The 20,587-nt window shown below is 35.4% G+C and carries 17 protein-coding genes; 8 read left to right on the top strand and 9 right to left on the bottom strand.

The window, feature by feature from the left end; genetic code table 11:
* Positions 1-41: 41 nt before the first annotated feature.
* Positions 42-1,058: a lysophospholipid acyltransferase family protein gene (locus Q4566_RS01155; RefSeq protein WP_303417412.1), complete on the bottom strand. Its 1,017-nt coding sequence runs from the start codon at positions 1,056-1,058 to the stop codon at positions 42-44.
* Positions 1,059-1,134: 76 nt separating this feature from the next.
* Positions 1,135-1,470 (bottom strand): tRNA-binding protein, encoded by a 336-nt coding sequence (locus Q4566_RS01150; RefSeq protein WP_303417410.1) that lies wholly within the window; start codon positions 1,468-1,470, stop codon positions 1,135-1,137.
* 1,038 nt (positions 1,471-2,508) lie between these two features.
* Here Q4566_RS01150 and Q4566_RS01145 point away from each other — a divergent pair.
* Together Q4566_RS01145 and Q4566_RS01140 are read left to right on the top strand one after the other, a co-directional pair.
* The gene (locus tag Q4566_RS01145) at positions 2,509-6,627 is read left to right on the top strand and encodes an Ig-like domain-containing protein (protein WP_303417409.1); all 4,119 of its coding nucleotides are present in this window, start codon (positions 2,509-2,511) and stop codon (positions 6,625-6,627) included.
* A gap of 159 nt (positions 6,628-6,786) precedes the next feature.
* Positions 6,787-7,344 (top strand): thioredoxin family protein, encoded by a 558-nt coding sequence (locus Q4566_RS01140; protein ID WP_303417407.1) that lies wholly within the window; start codon positions 6,787-6,789, stop codon positions 7,342-7,344.
* Here the strand turns inward: Q4566_RS01140 and Q4566_RS01135 are convergent.
* The 4 genes from Q4566_RS01135 to recQ all read right to left on the bottom strand — a co-directional run bounded on the left by Q4566_RS01135 (position 7,341) and on the right by recQ (position 11,794).
* On the bottom strand, positions 7,341-7,826 hold the full coding sequence (locus Q4566_RS01135; RefSeq protein WP_303417405.1) for a GNAT family N-acetyltransferase: 486 nt from the start codon (positions 7,824-7,826) through the stop codon (positions 7,341-7,343). The two genes, Q4566_RS01140 and Q4566_RS01135, sit on opposite strands and share 4 nt — an antisense overlap.
* A 16-nt stretch (positions 7,827-7,842) precedes the next feature.
* Positions 7,843-8,373, bottom strand: a complete 531-nt coding sequence (locus tag Q4566_RS01130; RefSeq protein ID WP_303417403.1) for a YfiT family bacillithiol transferase — start codon at positions 8,371-8,373, stop codon at positions 7,843-7,845.
* A gap of 116 nt (positions 8,374-8,489) precedes the next feature.
* Positions 8,490-9,422, bottom strand: coding sequence for a peptidylprolyl isomerase (locus Q4566_RS01125; RefSeq protein ID WP_303417401.1), 933 nt, complete (start codon positions 9,420-9,422; stop codon positions 8,490-8,492).
* 167 nt (positions 9,423-9,589) lie between these two features.
* Entirely contained in the window at positions 9,590-11,794 is a 2,205-nt protein-coding gene (gene recQ, locus Q4566_RS01120) for a DNA helicase RecQ (RefSeq protein ID WP_303417399.1), read from the bottom strand.
* A gap of 250 nt (positions 11,795-12,044) precedes the next feature.
* Here recQ and Q4566_RS01115 point away from each other — a divergent pair, with 250 nt between their 5' ends.
* The 4 genes from Q4566_RS01115 (at position 12,045) to lptB (ending at position 14,941) form a co-directional block, all read left to right on the top strand.
* Positions 12,045-12,962 carry an SIS domain-containing protein gene (locus tag Q4566_RS01115; protein ID WP_408056940.1) on the top strand — a complete coding sequence of 306 codons (918 nt, stop codon included), beginning with the start codon at positions 12,045-12,047 and terminating at the stop codon, positions 12,960-12,962.
* Positions 12,962-13,789 carry a twin-arginine translocase subunit TatC gene (gene tatC, locus Q4566_RS01110; protein WP_303417396.1) on the top strand — a complete coding sequence of 276 codons (828 nt, stop codon included), beginning with the start codon at positions 12,962-12,964 and terminating at the stop codon, positions 13,787-13,789. Before Q4566_RS01115 ends, tatC begins: the two co-directional genes overlap by 1 nt.
* Positions 13,779-14,126, top strand: coding sequence for a carboxymuconolactone decarboxylase family protein (locus Q4566_RS01105; RefSeq protein WP_303417394.1), 348 nt, complete (start codon positions 13,779-13,781; stop codon positions 14,124-14,126). Before tatC ends, Q4566_RS01105 begins: the two co-directional genes overlap by 11 nt.
* A 74-nt stretch (positions 14,127-14,200) precedes the next feature.
* A complete protein-coding gene (gene lptB / locus Q4566_RS01100) occupies positions 14,201-14,941 on the top strand; it encodes an LPS export ABC transporter ATP-binding protein (RefSeq protein ID WP_303417392.1) in 741 nt (246 codons plus the stop codon).
* Positions 14,942-15,121: 180 nt separating this feature from the next.
* Here the strand turns inward: lptB and Q4566_RS01095 are convergent, their stop codons facing one another.
* Together Q4566_RS01095 and Q4566_RS01090 are read right to left on the bottom strand one after the other, a co-directional pair.
* Positions 15,122-16,003 carry a DUF808 domain-containing protein gene (locus tag Q4566_RS01095; RefSeq protein ID WP_303417391.1) on the bottom strand — a complete coding sequence of 294 codons (882 nt, stop codon included), beginning with the start codon at positions 16,001-16,003 and terminating at the stop codon, positions 15,122-15,124.
* Between the two features lie 5 nt (positions 16,004-16,008).
* Positions 16,009-16,758 (bottom strand): phosphatidylcholine/phosphatidylserine synthase, encoded by a 750-nt coding sequence (locus Q4566_RS01090; RefSeq protein WP_303417390.1) that lies wholly within the window; start codon positions 16,756-16,758, stop codon positions 16,009-16,011.
* A gap of 116 nt (positions 16,759-16,874) precedes the next feature.
* Here Q4566_RS01090 and Q4566_RS01085 point away from each other — a divergent pair, with 116 nt between their 5' ends.
* Positions 16,875-17,945, top strand: a complete 1,071-nt coding sequence (locus Q4566_RS01085) for a PorV/PorQ family protein (protein WP_408056939.1) — start codon at positions 16,875-16,877, stop codon at positions 17,943-17,945.
* Entirely contained in the window at positions 17,942-19,141 is a 1,200-nt protein-coding gene (locus Q4566_RS01080; protein WP_303417389.1) for a DUF4105 domain-containing protein, read from the top strand. The genes Q4566_RS01085 and Q4566_RS01080 overlap by 4 nt, the downstream gene beginning before the upstream one ends.
* A gap of 9 nt (positions 19,142-19,150) precedes the next feature.
* Here Q4566_RS01080 and Q4566_RS01075 read toward each other — a convergent pair whose 3' ends face one another.
* A complete protein-coding gene (locus tag Q4566_RS01075; RefSeq protein WP_303417388.1) occupies positions 19,151-20,542 on the bottom strand; it encodes an exopolysaccharide biosynthesis polyprenyl glycosylphosphotransferase in 1,392 nt (463 codons plus the stop codon).
* Between the last annotated feature and the right edge of the window lie 45 nt (positions 20,543-20,587).

The raw sequence follows: 20,587 nt of genomic DNA, 5'->3' as shown, positions 1-20,587 counted from the left end.
AAATTCAAAACCGTTAAACTTAGTTTAGCGGTTTTTTTATGCTATAATTTCACCGCTAACAATACGACAGCCAAACTGGCCAAAACGTAAGCCAAAGCTATATAAAATCCAAAAAACAGACCTACAACTAACGCTGTTAACAATAACCATAGTGGTCCTAAAACAATAGTGACTGCAAAACGGAAAGTGGCTACAAATTCAAGTTCCTTAATTTTTGGCTGGGCATAATACTTCCAAACCGCATAGGGCATAATAAAGTTGCAAATCAGTAAAAAACGAAAAAACTTTTTTATAGCTACGAAGCTATCCTTTGGTTTCGTTACTGGCGCTTTAAAATCATTTTTTATACAAGCATTCACGGCTTGTGGTTTTAGGAAATCTACATTTAAAGCTTCTAATTTACTAAGTGTTTCAGCATAATTATCAATAGGAATATTAGCTGTTAGCTCAGAAAGTTCTGATTGAATTCTAGATTTTAACTGTACCACATCTTTGTTACGTTCTCCAGTATAAAAGTCTTTAGCATTTACAGGTTCTCCAAAATATATAGAAGCACTATCAGGAAACTTTAAGGGGCTTTCATAATTTAAACCCATAGGAATTAACTGCAAATCGGTTTTTGGGTGTTTCTCTAAAGTATCTAATACAATTCTTGTAAACCCCTTACTTAACGGCCGAACCGTGCGTCTTAAATCATGTCCACCTTCAGGAAATATTACCACTGTTTCTCCTCTACTTAGTAGTTTGGTACAGTTTTCAAAAATTGCATTGTTATTGGTTAGATTCCCCCAACCATCACGAATACGGTACACTGGAAGCATTTGAAAAACATGAAATAATTTCGCTAATAATGGTTTTGTAAATACCCCGGCTCGTGTTAAAAAATAGAAAAAACGCTTAAACCGTACTGCTACTAAAAGCGGGTCTATTAAACCATTTTGGTGATTGCCTAAAATAAGAACAGGTTTGTCTTTAGGTACACGTTCCTTATTGTAAACGGTTATTTTTTTGAAATAGAAAAACATCCCTAAATTCATATAGCCTCTTACAATACTCAAAAAAAAATACTTCAAACTACTTTTGCTTCTAACGGTTATTTATTGAACCCCAATAATATGGAGTTTTCAATTAAAATTAATTCACGGGAGTTCCGTTTTTAACTTTAGTTTCAGGGTTTAAAAGTAATACATCTTTACCATTAACAACACCAATTACCAAACAATCACTCATGAATTTAGCAATTTGCTTCCTAGGAAAATTAACCACAGCAACAATTTGTCGGTTAATCAAATCTTCTTTATTGTAAAGTGTTGTGATTTGTGCTGAAGTTTTTTTTAATCCCAATTCTCCAAAATCAATGTATAATTGATAAGCGGGATTTCTAGCCTCAGGAAAATCATGTACTTCTAAAATGGTCCCTATACGTAGGTCTACTTTTGTAAAATCATCAAAAGTTATTAGGTCTTTCATTTTTTAAAAATACAAATATTGAAAAGTTGATTCACTATTTTTTTAAAATTATATACACACACCCATAAAATCATGCAAACGATCTGAAAAACATCGCTTGTCATATATTAAATTCAGTAGTATTTCCACAAAATTTCATAGCAACCTTCGTCTTAAAAAACGCAACATATTAGCTATAAACAGATAGTAAGCAAGTTGGTAATTTTATTGACTAAAAAAACAAGTAAACATCTTCCTACAGCAAAAAAATTAAACATAAAAGCGTGTATCAAGTTTTTGTCTAGTCGAATTCCCAAAAAAACTAACTGTTTATCGGTGCGGTTTATTTTTGTCGAGTTATAATCTAGTTTAAAACCATTGATTAACAGGTGTTTACAAATAATTTTGAATTCGGATAGTTAACCACATCCAGAATACCCTAACTACTAAATAAATACATTATGAAAAAAACGAACGTGTTATTAGCCTATTTTGGCATGAAAACCCAAATTCTAAAAGAAAAATTTCTTATATCATTTCGCATTTCAGCATCAAGCGAAGAAAACTATTCACCCATATTAATCCCCAAAAGCTGAGCGCTTATTTTACTATCCCCTAAAACTTATTTGATAAATATTTAGGACCTGCATAGTGAAACATGACTTACTCAAAATCAATGTCTTTCATAAGCTAACCTGTCTGCTTCTAACATTTTACACATCGATTTTACAAAAAGTAAATACTTAGAATTTATTCAGATATTAACTTACATAGACATGCAATACCAAATAAACCTAGGATCAATACAGCACAAAACCAACTCGGCAAAATAATTTGCCATCCAATTTCTTCAAGCATTTAAAGTCTAAAAAAGATAAAAAACACCTATCACCACTAAGTGTTCTTAAAATCAGACATTCAAAAGCAAGAATTTTGGATCATTTCTAACTAAATAATACCTAAACAATGAAAAACAAAAACAAATGGATACTGGGTATAGGCCTCCTATATTACAGTACGGGATTTTCCCAAAATGTTAACGTCGACGTTAACTTAAACATGAAACACTCCGTGGATAATGTGTCTGACTTCGGTCGAGAACGACACATGACTATCCATTCTACCCCCTTTGAAAACGATTGGAACGGAGAAGAAGACAAGCTGGATTACTTAATTAATGATTTAGGAGTTTACTTTGGAAGAGAAACCGGATCGGCAACTTGGAAAATGCAAGGTGTAGAAGAAGACCCAAACAACCCAGGATGGGCAAATGAAGCCCAAATGGTCGAACATTCTAACGGCTTGAAAGCATGGGAATCATCAGCAGATTTCATTTCAAGACAACAGTATGTAAGTAAAACCAACAACATGATTATGGGAATTAACGATACCAGCCCAATGTACTCAAACCTATCTTGGTTTCCAGGATTTGGTAAGGGAAAAGATGGCTGGTTTGTTAAGGATGTAGATGCTGCAGCAGATTGGGTAGGTAAATACATGGATCATTATTTTGCAAAATCTCCAGGAGCTCCGGGAAATAAACTTCCTAAATACTGGGAATGTTATAACGAGCCAGACATGAATTTCATGAACCCCTCTTTTGGTATGATTGTCTCTAGTTTGGAAAAAAACTGGGAGTATCACAAGCTAGTAGCACAAGAGGTTCGTGATAGACTAGGAAGCCAAGCGCCATTAATTGGAGGTATGACGCAAGGACAGCACGACTTTTTCAAACAAGATGGTATTCCTTCCCGTACCGATGGACAGTTTTGGTACGACAACTCTAGCCCAGAAGCCAATGCATTATACGACAACATGCTTTCTGGTGTAAACGGTTGGCCTAAAGCATGGGACAGAAGAGGTGACGATTGGTGGCAATGGGATTATCTATGGCAAGGATTTATCGATTATGCTGGTGCCGATATGGATTTCTACGGCGTACATATTTACGACTGGCCAAATGCAACAGATGCGCAAGCAACGACAAGATCAGGAGGACATACAGCAGCGATGTTAGATTTACTAGAATGGTATGATAACAATCAGTTTGGATCAAAAAAAGATATTGTTTTATCAGAATTTGGAGCTGTAAACACTTCGTACATCAATAGTCTTCCAGATAGACGTCGTGATTGGGAATTTTTAAAACCTTTCAACCAAATGTTTATGCAGTTTTTAGAGCGTCCTTCTCATGTAGTGATGAGTATGCCATTTGCACCTGCAAAAGCAGTCTGGGGAGCACATTTTAAAAACGCTACAACCGTACAACGTTATGATGGTGCCACACTTTTTGAACCAAAAGGTCAATGGACAGGAGATCAAGCTACTTGGACTATGAATGAACCAACAGGTGGTTGGGACTGGAGTCCTATCATTTATTATTTCCAACTATGGAAAGATGTTGAAGGTACACGTATTGATACCAAATCTAACAACCTTGATGTTCAAGTCGATGCTTATGTAAAAGACAAACATGTTTACTTAATTCTGAATAATGCTGAAGCAGATTCTAAAACTATAAACTTAAATACTTTTAATACAGCTGCAGCAAATAGCGTAACAAATGTAGAAATGCGTCACTTATTTTTCAACCCAAACCTTGGAAGCCAAGGGGAACCTGATTATGTGATCGCGAATTTAACTGATGCACCAACACAAGTGACATTAAAACCAAATTCTACAATTGTTTTAGACTATACTTACTCAAATAACGTGGTAATAGACAAAGAATCGAAAGAAACAAAATACATGTCTGTGCCGCTTACTACAGCGAAAAACTCTAGAGGTACGCAATTATGTCGATTGGAAGGGGTTAACAACTTTACAACTACAATCCCTAATGTTGCAAAACCATCAAAAGGGGAAGCTGTCGTTAGAATTGGTGGGTTTTTCTATAACCCTACCGATGGCTCAACTGGTATTGGAGGTACTATGAAAGTACATTCTTTATTGGTAAATGGCAATGAAGTGGTTCAAAATGGCCCGATGCTCGTTAACCCTCGTGGTTATGTTAAAGGTGGCTGGAAAGGTGGCTGGTTTGGTGTATTAGAAATAGATGTACCAGCAGACTACTTAGTTGATGGTGAAAATACCATTTATTTTAGACGTCAACAACAAGCAGATTTCACTTCAGTAATGTTGCAAGTTTGGGATATGGATGAAGATCCAGGACGTACTGATGCAGCAAACATAGATTTAGTGTCTATCGATTTAGGTAGTGATACCGAATCCTTAATGAATGGAAACAATTTAGCTATCGTACCAACTTTCACTCCGGAAGATGCAACAAATAAAGCATTAGTTTGGACTTCGTCTGATACAAGTGTTGCTACCGTAGATGAAAATGGTATTGTTACAGCAGTTGCCGATTCAGGTACGGCTATAATCACAGCCACAAGCACACAATCGGCTAGCATTCTTGATACGAAAACTATTGAGGTGATGCCTTACCAGGAATCAGAGGTGACTTCCATAGAAATTCTAGAAGGTGATGCCATCACAACAGATCACTATGTAAATACACCACTAACTTTACAATTAAACCCTGCTCCTAACAATGCTCCTGAAATTGAATGGACTTCAAGTAACGAAAATATTGTTGAAGTACTTCCTTCAGGAAAAGTTGTTGGTAAAGTCATTGGATCTTCAGCAATAATCACAGCTAAAGTTAAAGGAACCAATATTTCTGATGCGATTACAGTTAGTGTTCGTATTGCAGGAAATGAAACGGTATTTACCAATGCTTTACCTGATTTTATTCGTCCGTTTACTACGGCCGCTGTAGATGTTCCTATTTCAGCTATGGGAGCGCGTACCGTTATGGTGGAGTTATTAAATGGCTCAACAGTTTTAGGTTCTGGAACTGAAAACGTAAACGTCATGGGTGATGATACTGTGTCTGTGACTTATAATTTAGCTAGCGCTCCTGCTGCGGGAACCGGGTATGCCTTTAGAGTAAGTCTAAAAGATGGAAACACCGTTTTAGACACCAAAACGAAAGATATCGAAATTAAAGATCATATTGGTGTTGCTTCCGTGACTATTGAAGATGGACTACCAGCTGTTGAAACTGGAAAAATGATTACACGATCTGCGACTGTTTTACCAAGCGACGCTTTTAATAAAGACATTATCTGGAGTTCTAGTAACACGGCAGTTGCCACAGTCGATTCAAGTACAGGTGAAATTACAGGAATGTCAGCAGGTGATGCTACGATTAGAGCAACCTCAGCAGAATCAAATACGATTTATGATGAAGTTTTAATTACAGTACAGTCTGATGAAGTTTCGGTTCCTGTAACTTCAATTGATTTACCAGCAACAGCACACTTATTCCCTGACGGAAACAAAACACTAACCGCTACCCTTAATCCTTCTTTCACTACAGAAAAGGATGTTGTTTGGTTTTCAAATAATAGTACGGTATCGGTAGACCAAAACGGAGTGATTACCGCTGGATTAACAGACGGAACAGCAATTATAACAGCGACATCAGCTTCAAATTCTAGTATCTCTGCGACATGTACAGTTTCGGTTTCTAAAACCATTTATATTGAAGCTGAAACTTTAGTAAATACTGATGGAGCCTCTAGTGGAATGGTTGTTAGTCCTAACGGATTTAACAACAATACTTCTGGAGACTGGGCAGATTACACCGTAGACATTCCGGCAAGCGGATCGTATTCTATTAAATATCATGTTGGTTCACCTAATACCACAGGAATTGGTGTAAACATCTACGTTGATGGTGTACTATTAAACACAACATCACTTTCAGGAACGGGTGATTGGGATACCTATGTAACCCAAGACGGATCGGGAGATGTCGATATCTCTAGCGGCACACGCACCATTCGTTTTGAATCGACCGGGGCGACAGAATGGCAATGGAATGCCGATTGGTTTAGCTTAACATTCAATGGAACGCTTTCGGTTGGAGATAAAAAACTAGACAATATTTCTGTTTACCCGAATCCTACTCATGGCAACGTGGTTATAGAAGGGGTGAATACGACATCTACTGTAGAAATATTCAATATTCAGGGAAGTTTAATTAAAAGAATAAACGTTCTAGAGAGCCGTGTTAACATCGATCTAACAGGTTATCAAAACGGACTCTATTTAATTCGAGTTACCGATGAAGGTGTGAGTGATTTATTTAAAATCATTAAAAAATAAACATATTAAAATACATTTTGTTACTATTAATTAGTTAAGTACAAGGAGGTTGCTTTTATAGCAGCCTCTTTGTCATTTATAACGATCTCTAAAAAGAAATTAAGTACATCATTTTACAAAAACACAAATATTCACGAACTTTGGATAAACATTTTTATCATGGCAGACACACCTTCAAACATGTTACCCTTGGGCACAGAAGCCCCATTTTTTGAACTTCCAGATACTGTAAGCGGCAATGCTTTAAGTTTAAATGCTTTAAAAGGCGCAAAAGGAACCGTTATCATGTTTATTTGTAACCATTGTCCGTTTGTTATTCATATTAATAAAGAAATTGTAAATATAGCGAACGCTTACGCGGAAAAAGGCATTGGTTTTATTGCTATTTCAAGTAATGATGCGGTTAATTATCCTCAAGATGGCCCTGAAAAAATGCATGTACATGCGAAAAATGCAAACTATCCATTTCCGTATTTGTACGATGAAACCCAGCGTGTAGCAAAAGCCTATGATGCCGCTTGTACCCCTGACTTTTATCTGTTCGATCAAGATTTAAAACTTTCCTATCGGGGACAATTAGACGACTCCAGACCAGGAAACGCCAAAGCTGTTACAGGGAAAGATTTAAAGCAGGCCTTAGACTGTTTACTAGACGCTAAAAAAAATACAGCCACTCAAAAACCAAGTATTGGTTGTAGTATTAAGTGGAAAAATTAATTAAGCTTTAATTGCCAAATGCCAACATGCTGCCAAGTATCAAATTTATAACCAACCTCTTTTAAGTGGGCTACTTTTTCGAAACCAAATTTCTCATGCAGTTTGACACTCGCCTCATTAGGAATGGTAAGCACTCCTAATACCGTATGAAAATCACGTTCAATTAATTGGGCTATCAATTCAGCATATAGTTTAGTACCTATTTCCTTACCATGTGTATCATGTTTCACATAAACTGTGGATTCAACCACATCGTTGTAAGCCGCCTTCGGACGAAATCGGCTACCATAAGCATAGCCTAAAATCTCGTTATTTTCTTCAAACACGATAAAGGGGTAATCTTTATAAATGTTATTTATTTTGTCCTGAAACTCTTCTAATGTTAATGCATCAATATCAAAAGTAGCTACGGAATTTAAAACATAATAATTGTATATATCTAATATTTCTTGAGTGTCTTGTTTCTTGAGGGATCTTATCATTTTAATTATTTTCTTTTCATTTTAAAACATTTTCAATATGTGCATAATGGTGGTCACTATGCCAGGCATAATTACCTATTTGATAATTGAGTTTTACCTCACTGTTTGTTTCAGGATGAATAAAGCTTTTGTTTAAATCTACTTCCGTTAAGGTTTTCAATAAGTATACCAACTTAAAATGTATAGCTTTTATATGTTGCAAAGACATTTCAATTGGTGCCGATTTAGAATCTATAAGTTCTGCCCAAAGTTCTTCAAAATAGGTTTTTATCACAGGTTTATCTTCAGTAAGTGCCCATTTAAATCTTGTATAGCTATGATGGTGACTATCGGAAATATGGTGAACCACCTGCCTAATCGTCCAACCGTTCGGTCTATAAACGGTATCTAATTGGTCGTCGCTTAACCCGCTAACTAACTTTTCCAACCGATTTGGAAATACTTCTAAAACAGAAATCCAATTTTTAATAATTTCTTCGGAAATGTTTTCAGGACATTCAAAATGACCAATAGGATATTTTAGTTTCTCCAAATCTTGATTTGTCATATAGGATTCTTCTTTCAAAATAGAAACATGAAGTTACATAATTAAAATGTACCACAAAAAAAAGCTGCTTAAAAATTGATTTTAAACAGCCCTTTATTATTTATAATTAAAACGCCTTACTTAACGTCCATTAATTCTACATCAAAAACTAAAGTAGCATCAGCGGGAATAACGCCTCCTGCCCCTCTACTTCCGTATCCTAAATGACTTGGAATAACAAAACGTGCTTTATCACCTACATTCAATAGTTGAATACCTTCATCCCAACCTGAGATTACTTGTCCCATTCCTAAAGGAAAATCGATTGGCGCATTACGCTTGTATGAAGAATCGAAAACGGTTCCATCAGATAACTGTCCTTTATAATGCACAGAAACTGTTTTACCTTTTTCAGCCTTGGCACCATCACCCTTTTGAATGATTTGGTAACGTAATCCGCTATCCGTTTTATTAAAACCTGTCGCTAGTTTATCTAATTCTGCTTCTGCAGCAGCTTTTGCTTCAGCCAAACGTTTTTCTCTAGAACCTTCAAAAGTTCTAAAAGCTTCAACAGCTTTAAACGCTTCCGCTTCGGCTCCAACACGGATAATTTCTAAAGAATCGATTTTATCACCTTGAGCAATAGCATCAACCACATCTTGTCCTTCAACAACTTTACCAAAAACGGTATGTTTATTATCTAACCAAGACGTTTCAACATGTGTTATAAAAAACTGACTTCCATTCGTTCCAGGACCTGCATTGGCCATAGATAAAACACCTGGGCCATCATGTTTTAAATCTGGATGAAACTCATCGTCAAATTGATATCCAGGGTTTCCAGAACCAGAACCTTGTGGGCATCCACCTTGAACCATAAAATCAGGAATTACTCTATGGAATTTTAAACCATCGTAGTATTTTGTTCCTTGAGGTTTTACTGAATTTTCTAAGTTTCCTTCTGCTAAAGCAACAAAGTTACCAACTGTACCTGGTGTTTTTTGAAACTCTAAAGCAACAAGAATTTCTCCTTTTGTTGTATTAAATTTTGCGTATAATCCGTCTTGCATTGTTCTATTTTTTAAGAAAGCACAAAGATAGTGATTGCATTAAGATTAATAAATTTAGAAAAGCTTTTTTTAACGACTAAAATCTACTTAACTACTTTAAAAAAACACCTTAACTCCTATACTACTTAACTCCTATACTACTTAACTACTATTAACTCCTAAACTACTTAATTCGCCACTTCACTAATAAACTTAATACGATACAACCTCAATTCTTCATCATCATAATCACCATCAAACTCATCGATAGCTGCAGTAATATTATCAGATTCCGATTCCATGAAATAATCATGAATTTCCTCTTGCTGGTCTTCATCTAAAATATCATGAATCCAGTAATCGATATTTAGCTTAGTACCTGAATAAACGATGGCTTCCATTTCCTTAATAAAATCTTCCATCGACATCCCTTTAGAGGATGCAATATCATCAAGCGGTAGTTTTCTATCGATATTCTGAATGATATAGAGTTTATTTGCTGAATTTGTTCCTGTCGATTTTACAACCAAATCATCTGGTCTTGTGATCTCGTTTTCTTCAACATATTTGGCGATGAGCTCCACAAAGCTTTTTCCATACTTTTTTGCTTTACCGTCACCAACACCGTGAACATTAGCCAATTCTGCTAAAGTTATTGGGTATTTTAAGGCCATATCTTCTAACGAAGGGTCTTGAAAAATCACGAAAGGTGGTACACCAAGTTTCTTGGCGTTCTTTTTACGTAAATCTTTAAGCATGCCCATAAGGGTTTCGTCGGCAACAGCACCACTAGCTTTTTGAGCGGTAATGATACTACCATCTTCCTGTTCGCCTTCAAAAATGTGATCTTCGGTCATTATAAACGAGTTCGGATTTTCGATAAAATCACGTCCAGCATCAGTCAGTTTTATAACACCATAAGTTTCAATGTCTTTTTTAAGATAACCAGCCACTAGAGCTTGTCTTAAAAGTGCCATCCAATATTTCTTATCGTGATTTTTTCCTGTACCAAAAAATGGTTGCTCGTTCGTTTTATGTGAGTTGATTAAAGCGTTTTCCTGACCAACAATAACGTTTACTAAGTCTTTCGACTTGTATTTCGCGTTGGTATCACGAATCACTTCAAGTAATAATTTAGCTTCAGTTTGCGCTTCAGTTTTCTTTTTAGGATGTCTTACGTTATCATCCATATCACCACCTTCACCGGTTTCATTGTCAAATTCTTCACCAAAATAATGAAGAATAAATTTTCTACGCGAAATAGATGTTTCCGCGAAAGCGACCACCTCTTGCAATAGGGCTTGTCCGATTTCTTGCTCGGCCACTGGCTTTCCAGACATGAATTTTTCTAACTTCTCGATATCTTTATAAGCATAATAAGCCAAACAATGGCCTTCGCCACCATCACGACCAGCACGACCAGTTTCTTGGTAATAACTTTCTATACTTTTTGGAATATCATGGTGAATTACAAAACGCACATCTGGTTTATCGATCCCCATTCCGAAAGCAATAGTTGCGACCACCACATCAACATCTTCCATAAGGAATTTATCTTGATGGCTCGAACGTGTTTTGGCGTCTAACCCTGCGTGATAAGGCACCGCATTGATTCCGTTTACTTGTAGAACTTGCGCTAATTCTTCAACGCGTTTTCTACTTAAACAGTAAACAATACCAGATTTACCGTCATTTTGTTTTATGAAACGAATGATATCGGCATCAACATTTTTAGTTTTTGGCCGTACCTCATAATATAAATTAGGTCTATTAAAAGATGCTTTAAAAGTATTTGCATCATGAATACCTAAATTTTTAATAATATCTTCTTGAACTTTAGGCGTTGCCGTAGCTGTTAAACCAATAATCGGAATATTATCGCCAATACGTTTAATAATATGACGTAAATTCCTGTATTCGGGTCTAAAATCATGTCCCCATTCACTAATACAATGGGCTTCATCAATGGCCATGAAAGAAATTTTCACAGACCTTAGAAATTCAACATTTTCCTCCTTAGTTAAGGATTCTGGCGCGACATATAACAACTTGGTTACCCCGTTGGTGATATCCTCTTTTACCTGTTTAATTTCTGTTTTGTTTAATGAAGAGTTTAAAACATGGGCAATTCCTTCTTCTTTGGAAACACCACGAATGGCATCAACTTGATTTTTCATTAAAGCAATTAAAGGCGACACCACAATGGCTGTTCCTTCTTGCATTAATGCTGGTAATTGGTAACATAGAGATTTACCACCACCAGTTGGCATGATCACAAAAGTGTGGTGCCCTGATAATATACTTTCTACAACTCCTTCTTGTAGCCCTTTGAATTGATTAAATCCAAAATACTTTTTTAAAGCTGCATGTAAGTCTTCTTTTGCTATTGACATCAATTTAAAATAATTAATTTACTTGCTTCTTCTTTTTAAAATAACTAAAATCAAAGAACTAATTTATTTAATGTAATTAAAGATCCCTCATTTATTTTTTCGTTAGTTTTGTAACGAAAATTCAAATTACATTTAAAATTCAATTCTGATTATTACTTAAAGATACTAAAATCTTTAAAAATCAACTCAAAAATACGAAATTTTGAAAGACAAACAGTCTATTATTAATATTGCGAAGCAGACCATTGAAATGCAAAGTCAGGCTATTTTAAACTTATCTAGCCTTGTAACCGATGAGTTTGCTAACGCCGTTGATCTTGTATATAACTCCAAAGGTCGTGTTATTATTACAGGGATAGGAAAAAGTGCCATTATAGGAAACAAAATTGTAGCGACTTTAAACTCTACAGGAACCCCTGCTGTTTTTATGCATGCTGCCGATGCCATTCATGGTGATTTAGGTCTTATCCTAAAAGATGACGTTGTTATATGCCTATCTAAAAGTGGAAATACTCCTGAAATTAAGGTAATTGTTCCGCTAATAAAACGCGCTAAAAACAAATTAATCGCCATTACTGGAAATAAAGATTCTTTTTTAGGACAACATTCCGATTATGTACTAAATGCCTATACCGAAAAAGAAGCTTGCCCTAATAATTTAGCGCCTACTACAAGTACCACTGCCCAATTAGTGGTTGGTGATGCTTTAGCGATTTGCTTGCTCGAATTAAGAGGATTTACAAGTAACGATTTTGCTAAATACCACCCAGGAGGTGCCTTAGGAAAGAAATTATATTTAACCGTTCGTGATATTTCTTCGGTGAACGAAAAGCCACAAATTGGCCCGAATACGAGTATTAAGGAGGTGATTATTGAAATTACCGAAAAAATGCTTGGGGTAACTGCCGTTGTTGAAAACAACAAAATTATAGGTATTATTACCGATGGTGATTTACGTAGAATGTTAACCAAAGTAGACGACTTTTCAAATTTAACAGCAAAAGATATTATGGGTGCAAACCCAAAACGTATTGAAGCCAAAGCCATGGCTATTGAAGCTTTAGAAGTTATGGAAAGTAATGAAATTTCACAATTACTTGTGGAAGACGAAGGCAATTATGCAGGTGTTGTTCATCTACATGATTTAATAAAAGAAGGCATCATATAATGGCGAAAAAAAATATTAACGAGATGTCTTTTCTAGATCATCTTGAAGATTTAAGATGGCATCTTATTCGAATTTGTGGCGCTGTTATACTCATTGGGACTCTGGCTTTTATTTTTAGCCGATTTATTTTTAACGAGATTATTTTCGCGCCTTTAAACATGAGTTTCCCGACTTATGATTTTCTGTGTAAAACAGCAAATTTTCTAGGGTTAGACACGACCTTCTGTAATGAAAAAATCCCACTAATTCTACAAAACAGAACCATGGCTGGGCAGTTTTCCGCAGATATCTGGACCGCCATTTTGGGTGGTTTTATCATATCATTCCCTTATATTATTTATCAATTATGGAAGTTTGTAAGCCCTGGTTTGCACAGTAGCGAGCGTAAACATTCTAGAGGATTTATTATTATTTCATCCGTATTATTCTTTATAGGTGTCCTTTTTGGCTACTACATTGTAACACCTTTATCGATTAACTTTTTGGCGAATTATAGCATTTCCGAAATGGTAGATAATCAAATTGATATCAGTTCTTACATTGCTTTGGTAAGGTCTTCAGCCTTAGCCTCCGGACTTATATTTGAACTACCAATCATCATTTATTTCTTTACTAAAATAGGTTTAGTCACACCAGAAATATTAAAGAAATATAGAAAATACGCTTTGGTTATTGTTTTAATTCTTTCTGCAATTATTACACCACCAGATATTGCCAGTCAGGTTATTGTAGCCATTCCGATATTAATTTTATATCAAGTAAGCATACTTATTTCTAGAATTGTAGTTAGAAATCAAAAACGAAAAGAAAAGCAGCATGTCAAATAAAGTTCAGGAATTCAACGACTACCGTGCTAAAATGAACGACAAAATTTTAGCCGATAATAATAAAATTATAAAACGCATCTTTAACCTAGATACTAACGCTTTCGCGGAAGGTGCCTTAGATGTGAAAACAAAAGAATTACTAGGTTTGGTGGCTTCTACCGTTTTACGCTGCGACGACTGTGTGAAATACCACTTGGAAACAGCTTATAATTTAGGTTTGAAAAAGGAAGAAGTTGTTGAAGCTTTAGGCATTGCAACTTTGGTTGGAGGAACAATAGTTATTCCACACTTACGACGTGCTTATGAGTTTTGGGACGACCTAGAATCTCAAAGTTAAACAAAATATAAATCCGAAATTTGCTTATTTAGTCTGTATCATTTTACTATTTTTAGCGTTCAGTATATAACATTATGATTTTAAAAGCTCAAAATTTAATGAAGTCCTATAGCGGACGAAAAGTTGTTAAAGACGTCTCCCTTGAGGTAAGGCAAGGTGAAATTGTTGGTCTTTTAGGCCCTAACGGTGCTGGAAAAACAACTTCTTTTTACATGATAGTAGGCTTGATAAAACCTAATGGCGGACATATATACTTAGAAGATACTGAAATCACCAAATACCCCATGTATAAACGTGCCCAAAACGGTATTGGTTACTTAGCTCAAGAAGCTTCAGTATTTAGAAAATTAAGTATTGAAGATAATATTTTAAGCGTACTGCAACTTACTAAATTGAGTAAAAAAGAGCAGCTACACAAAATGGAATCGCTTATTGAAGAGTTTAGTTTACAACACATTCGTAAAAGCCGTGGCGATTTATTATCTGGTGGCGAGCGTAGACGTACAGAAATTGCACGTGCCTTAGCAACCGATCCTAATTTTATATTATTGGATGAACCTTTCGCAGGGGTTGACCCTGTTGCCGTTGAAGATATTCAGCGTATTGTAGCGCAACTTACCAAAAAGAACATTGGTATTCTTATTACCGACCACAACGTACAAGAAACCCTTGCTATTACCGACAGAACCTATTTAATGTTTGAAGGTAGCATCCTTAAAGCAGGAAAACCTGAAGAATTAGCCAGCGATGAAATGGTACGTAAAGTATATTTAGGTCAGAATTTTGAATTGCGTAAAAAGAAGATTCGCGAGTAAATAAGCATGTTGATTCATTGTGACGGAAGACAGATGACGGGAGATTACCATTGAAAAAAAAAATCTACTGGCGTTGGAAATTTGTTGATTTTTTGAATTGGGGATTTTGACGGGAGACGGGAGATGAATGACCTTTGACCTTTGACTCTTGACTCTTGACAAATTATTCACTTTTAATTATTAATTTTTAATTAACGTAAGAATTCGCTTAAAACCTTCAATCACTAAAAACGCTGCTAAACCAATTAAAAGTCCTAAAATAAACTCTCTAACAAAACCTGGTAACACATCTAAAAAGTGATGAAACATATCTATGTTGTGTGCAAAAATACCTCCTGCAACAAGTAACAAGGCAATCGTTCCAATTATAGACAGGCCTTTAATTACCCAGGGTAACGTTTTTATAAGCAGATTTCCAGTAACATAGGACACACTTTTTTTGTTATCGTTTAGACTAATCAACTTAAAGCCAAAATCGTCCATTCTTACAATCAATGCAACAATACCATAAACACCAATGGTAGCTAAAAAAGCAATAACTGAAACCACAAGAATTTGAGATAGTAGGGGCTCTCCAACCACTGATCCAAGAGCAATTATCACAATTTCAACAGATAAAATAAAATCGGTTACTATAGCTGCTTTCACTTTCTTTTTTTCAACCGCAAGTTGTTCTGCTTCAGTAAGATTTACTTTTGTAATTACAGGTCTTTCGTGTTCACTTTTATGAGGAAAGACATAATGAATAACCTTTTCAACCCCTTCAAAAGCTAAATAAACCCCTCCTAAAATTAAAGCTAAAGTGACGCCCCAAGGCGCAAAAGCACTTAACAAAAAGGCAATCGGTAAAATGATTAACTTATTTAATGCAGAGCCTTTGGTAATCGCCCATAAAACAGGAAGTTCTCGAGAAGCGAGAAAACCCGTTGCCTTTTCCGCATTCACGGCTAAATCATCTCCTAAAATCCCTGCTGTTTTTTTAGCTGAAATTTTACTCATCACTACCACATCGTCCATTAAACTAGCGATATCATCCAATAATGCAAAAAAACCTGAAGCCATTTATTCTATTTTGAAGTTGAATTATCTATAACCGACATGATAATGTAAAACAAAATAATTACCGGTATGGCGATATATTTTAAAACCACCATAAACACCAAACTTAATATTAAAAACACATAACGAATGGCATTTCCTTTAAAGCGGAAATCCTTAAACTTTAAAGCAAATAGTTTCATACTCATGTTTAACAGGTAACAACTTAAAATGGTAAGCCCTATTAAAAACCATTTGTTTAAAATGATTGCATTGATAAAATCGTTATTCTGATATTCTAAAATTAAAGGTAGACCTAAAATTAGTATGGTATTTGCAGGTGTAGGCAAACCTTTAAAGTAAGACTGTTGCTCGGTATCGATATTAAATTTAGCCAAACGGTACGCCGAACCAAGCGTGATTAGGAGTCCGAAAAACGGCAAAAGCATTTCGAATTCTAAATTAGAAAGACTAAACCCAGTAGTTTCCACGGCATCCAAATCATTCCAAGCAGGAATAGACAATTCCAATAGCTTATACATGACAATTCCTGGCACTAAACCACTGGTTACCATATCGGCTAAAGAATCTAACTGTAAGCCCAATTCACTAGAAACTTTAAGTTTTCGAGCTGCAAAACCATCAAAGAAATCAAAGAATATTCCTAAAAACACAAAAAAAGCAGCGCTTACTAAATTATCATTCACTGCTAAAATTACGGCAACACTTCCACTCAATAGGTTTAAAAGCGTTAATGCATTTGGAATATGTTTCTTCATTTCTAAATTCTAATTTTCAGTAAAAATAACAAACAATTTGAGTCTTTAACAATATCTATATCAATTTGCAGTTTATAGGTTTATAAATAATGTGCATCTTTGTAAAAAATTCGCGATTGAAAGCCTACATTACCACATTTTTTTGTGTGATAACTTTTTCTTTATTCAGCCAAACCGTTAGAAAATACTCCAACGAGTTTATGAATATTGGTGTTGATGCCGCTGCTTTAGGTATGAGTAATGCCGTAACTTCGCATTCAGCCGACGTGAATTCAGGCTATTGGAATCCCGCAGGACTTTTAAAATTAGAAGACAGTCAAGCGTCACTCATGCACTCCAGCTATTTTGCGAATATTGCAAACTACGATTATGCTGCTTTTGCTATGCCTATAGACGACAGAAGTGCCGTTGGTTTTTCACTTATCCGTTTTGCAGTAGATGACATTTTAAACACTACTCAACTTATAGACGCTCAAGGAAACATTAACTACGACCGTATTAGTTTATTTTCAACAGCCGATTACGGATTAACATTTTCTTACGCCAGACACATGCCTGTTCAAGGTCTGAATTACGGTGTTAATGCAAAAGTGATAAGACGAATTATTGGCGATTTTGCCACTTCTTGGGGTTTCGGACTCGATTTCGGAATGCAATTTGAAACCAATAACAATTGGAAATTTGGTGTAATGGCACGAGATATCACCACCACTTTTAATGCTTGGGCTATTGATGAAGAGGAATTTAAAACCATTAGTGATGCCATTCCTGGTCAGAATCAAGAATTACCGGAAACCACTGAAATTACGATACCAAAACTACAGGTTGGTGTTTCCAAAAAAGTGAATTTTAATTATGATTATAGCTTGCTTACTTCGGTAAATTTGAATGTACGCTTTGAAGAAAATAACGATATCATATCCACAGAAGTAGCTAGTATTAACCCAGCGCTTGGTTTTGAGTTTGGCTATATCGATATGGTTTACTTACGCGGTGGGATGGGTAATTTTCAAAATGAATTGCAAATAGATAATTCTGAACAGGTAAGTTTTCAACCTACTTTTGGTGTCGGGTTTCAATATAAAGGCATTCAAGTGGATTATGCTTTTACAGATATTGGCGACCAAAGTGTGGCTTTATACTCTAACGTTTTTTCTTTAAAACTTGACTTTAGTATTTTTAGATGATGCAAAAAACACTAAGCTTTCTACTCTTCCTCTTAACAATTCAATTTTCTTTCGGGCAACACGATCAACTGTCTGAAACCGCTACGGTAAGCGTGCTTACTGTAGGACCTGGAAAACATTTAAACGATGCTTTTGGCCATAGTGGCTTTAGAATTAAAGATCGTTTATCTGGACTTGATGTGGTTTATGGCTATGGAGAATACGACTTCGACTCACCTAACTTTTATTTAAAATTTGCCCAAGGCAAACTAAATTATTTAATAAGTAAAACAGAATTCAATCGGTTTTATCAAACCTACCGCTACTACGACCGCTCGATTGACGAGCAAGTTTTAAATCTTTCGCAAGCGGAAAAACAAAAATTATACGATTTTCTAATCAACAATTACAAACCTGAAAACCGCGGGTATTTGTATGATTTCTTTTTTGATAATTGCGCCACTAAAATCAAAGATGTTACTAACCTTGCTGTAAACAACAGTATTAGCTTCAACAAACCTGACGATTTTAAGGATGCTACCTTCCGTACTTTAATTCAAGATGAATTGGTTAAAAACTCTTGGGGCAGCTTGGGTATTGATATTTGTTTAGGTTCAGTGATTGATAGAACAGCATCTCCTGAGGATCATATGTTTCTGCCTAAAAACATTTACAAATTCTTTGAGAATGCAACCATTCACAATAACAAAACACCTCTTGTTGCTGAAAGCCGAAATTTGTATACTCAGAAAGATTCAACAAAAGACAATTCTTTTTTTAGCAGTCCCCTATTCATTTTAGGTTTGATAAGTTGCTTCATTATTTTTATTACTTACAAAGATTATACAAACAAAAAACAAAGCAAGTGGTTAGACATTACTTTGTTTAGCATTACTGGCATAATAGGCATACTTATTCTCCTACTTTGGTTTGCAACAGACCATAAAGGCACGCACCAAAACTACAACCTACTTTGGGCTTTTGCTCTTAATATTTTCGTAATCGGACAGTTTTTTAAGGACAAGCCTGCATCATGGTTCGTAAAATACGTGAAGCTGTTAATTATCCTTTTATGCCTCATGATACTGCATTGGATTATAGGTGTTCAAGTTTTTGCTATCGGGCTTATTCCTGTGGTGATTGCTCTGTTGGTTCGGTATGTTTTTTTAGTAGTAGGAGTAGTTCAGGAGTTAAGGAGTTCAGGAGTTAAGGAGTGAGCGAGTTTACTATTGTCCTCTTAGAAACACTACAGTACTCATGGTTTTTACTAATATGATAAAGTCTAGGAAAAATCCGCGATGCTTGATGTAGTATAAATCATACTGAAGTTTTAATAAACTATCATCTAAAGAAGACCCGTAGCGCGTTTTAACTTGTGCCCAGCCTGTAAGTCCTGGCTTTACAATATGTCTTGTTTCGTAAAAAGGCAATTCTTTCGATAATTCATCTACAAAAACAGCACGTTCTGGTCTTGGGCCAATAAAACTCATTTCTCCTTTTAAAACGTTGATGAATTGCGGAAACTCATCTAACCTCGTATGCCTCATAAATTTACCAAAGGAAGTAATACGACTATCTCCTTTTTTTGACCAAACTGGACCTGAACTTTCAGCGTTTTTAATCATCGTTCGGTACTTAATAATTTTAAACACCTTTCCATTTTTTCCAATACGCTCTTGCACATAGAAAAGTGGCCCCCGATTCCCTAAAAGGTTTCCAACTAAAATGAGGGGAAGAAAAAGTAACCCAATAGAAATTCCAGAAATAGACAATAACAAATCGAATACTCGTCTGAAAAACAAGTACAATTTATTTTGATTGTTTCTACTGAAAGGAAAGTATTTGTAAAAATCTTTACCCACAAACTGAACAGGCACCCGTTGCGTCATTTCCTCATACACATTGGTGTATTCGTTAATAGGAAAACCAGCCTCTAACAAGGTTATAAGGGTACTATAAACTTCAGTGGTAATAGCTTCAGAATTATAACTGGCTACTATAACTTCCGAAATACCTTCAGATTGAATGATATTTTCTATCTCTTCAGGAGGATATTCATTAACGCCATCGAGCGTTATTTCATTTTGTTTCTGTATATCACAGTTCACAAAAGCGACAATCTTATAATTCGGATCGGTTTCATTAAAGGCGTCTATAATCTTCTCAATAGTACCAACTTCACCAATAATTAAAACTTTTTTATGAAATCTTGGGGAGGCAATAAACACGATGTAAGCCCACCTCCAAACAAAAAGCGCTACGACTATAGAGAAATAAAAAACGAGAATTTGAAGTCTGTTATTAGGTAAAACAGGCGTGTAAAACGGTGTTAATAAATAAAACAACACCGTTACAGAAGCTGTTATACCAATTCCAAAAGAAATTTTTTCAATTTTACTAGATTTCTGTAAATCGTAAAGTTCGAAAACAGATCCGAAAATAGAAATGTATAAAACCAATACAAAAACCCATGTCCAATTCTCCTTATTTATGGTAAAATAATCAAAATGAAGCACATGACTTACTAAATACAATACACCGAGTACAGAAAGTATATCAAAAAGACGTAATAATATTTTACGTTCAGAGATATTAAAATGTATATTACTTTTAGGCATGGATTAAGCTTTTGAGGGGCCATAAAGATAACAAGTATATTTAAC

The sequence above is a fragment of the Tamlana sp. 2_MG-2023 genome (assembly GCF_030548465.1).
Lineage (GTDB): Bacteria > Bacteroidota > Bacteroidia > Flavobacteriales > Flavobacteriaceae > Pseudotamlana.
The sequence above is the reverse complement of the archived record's forward strand: the minus strand, read 5'-3'. Positions and strand labels throughout refer to the sequence as shown.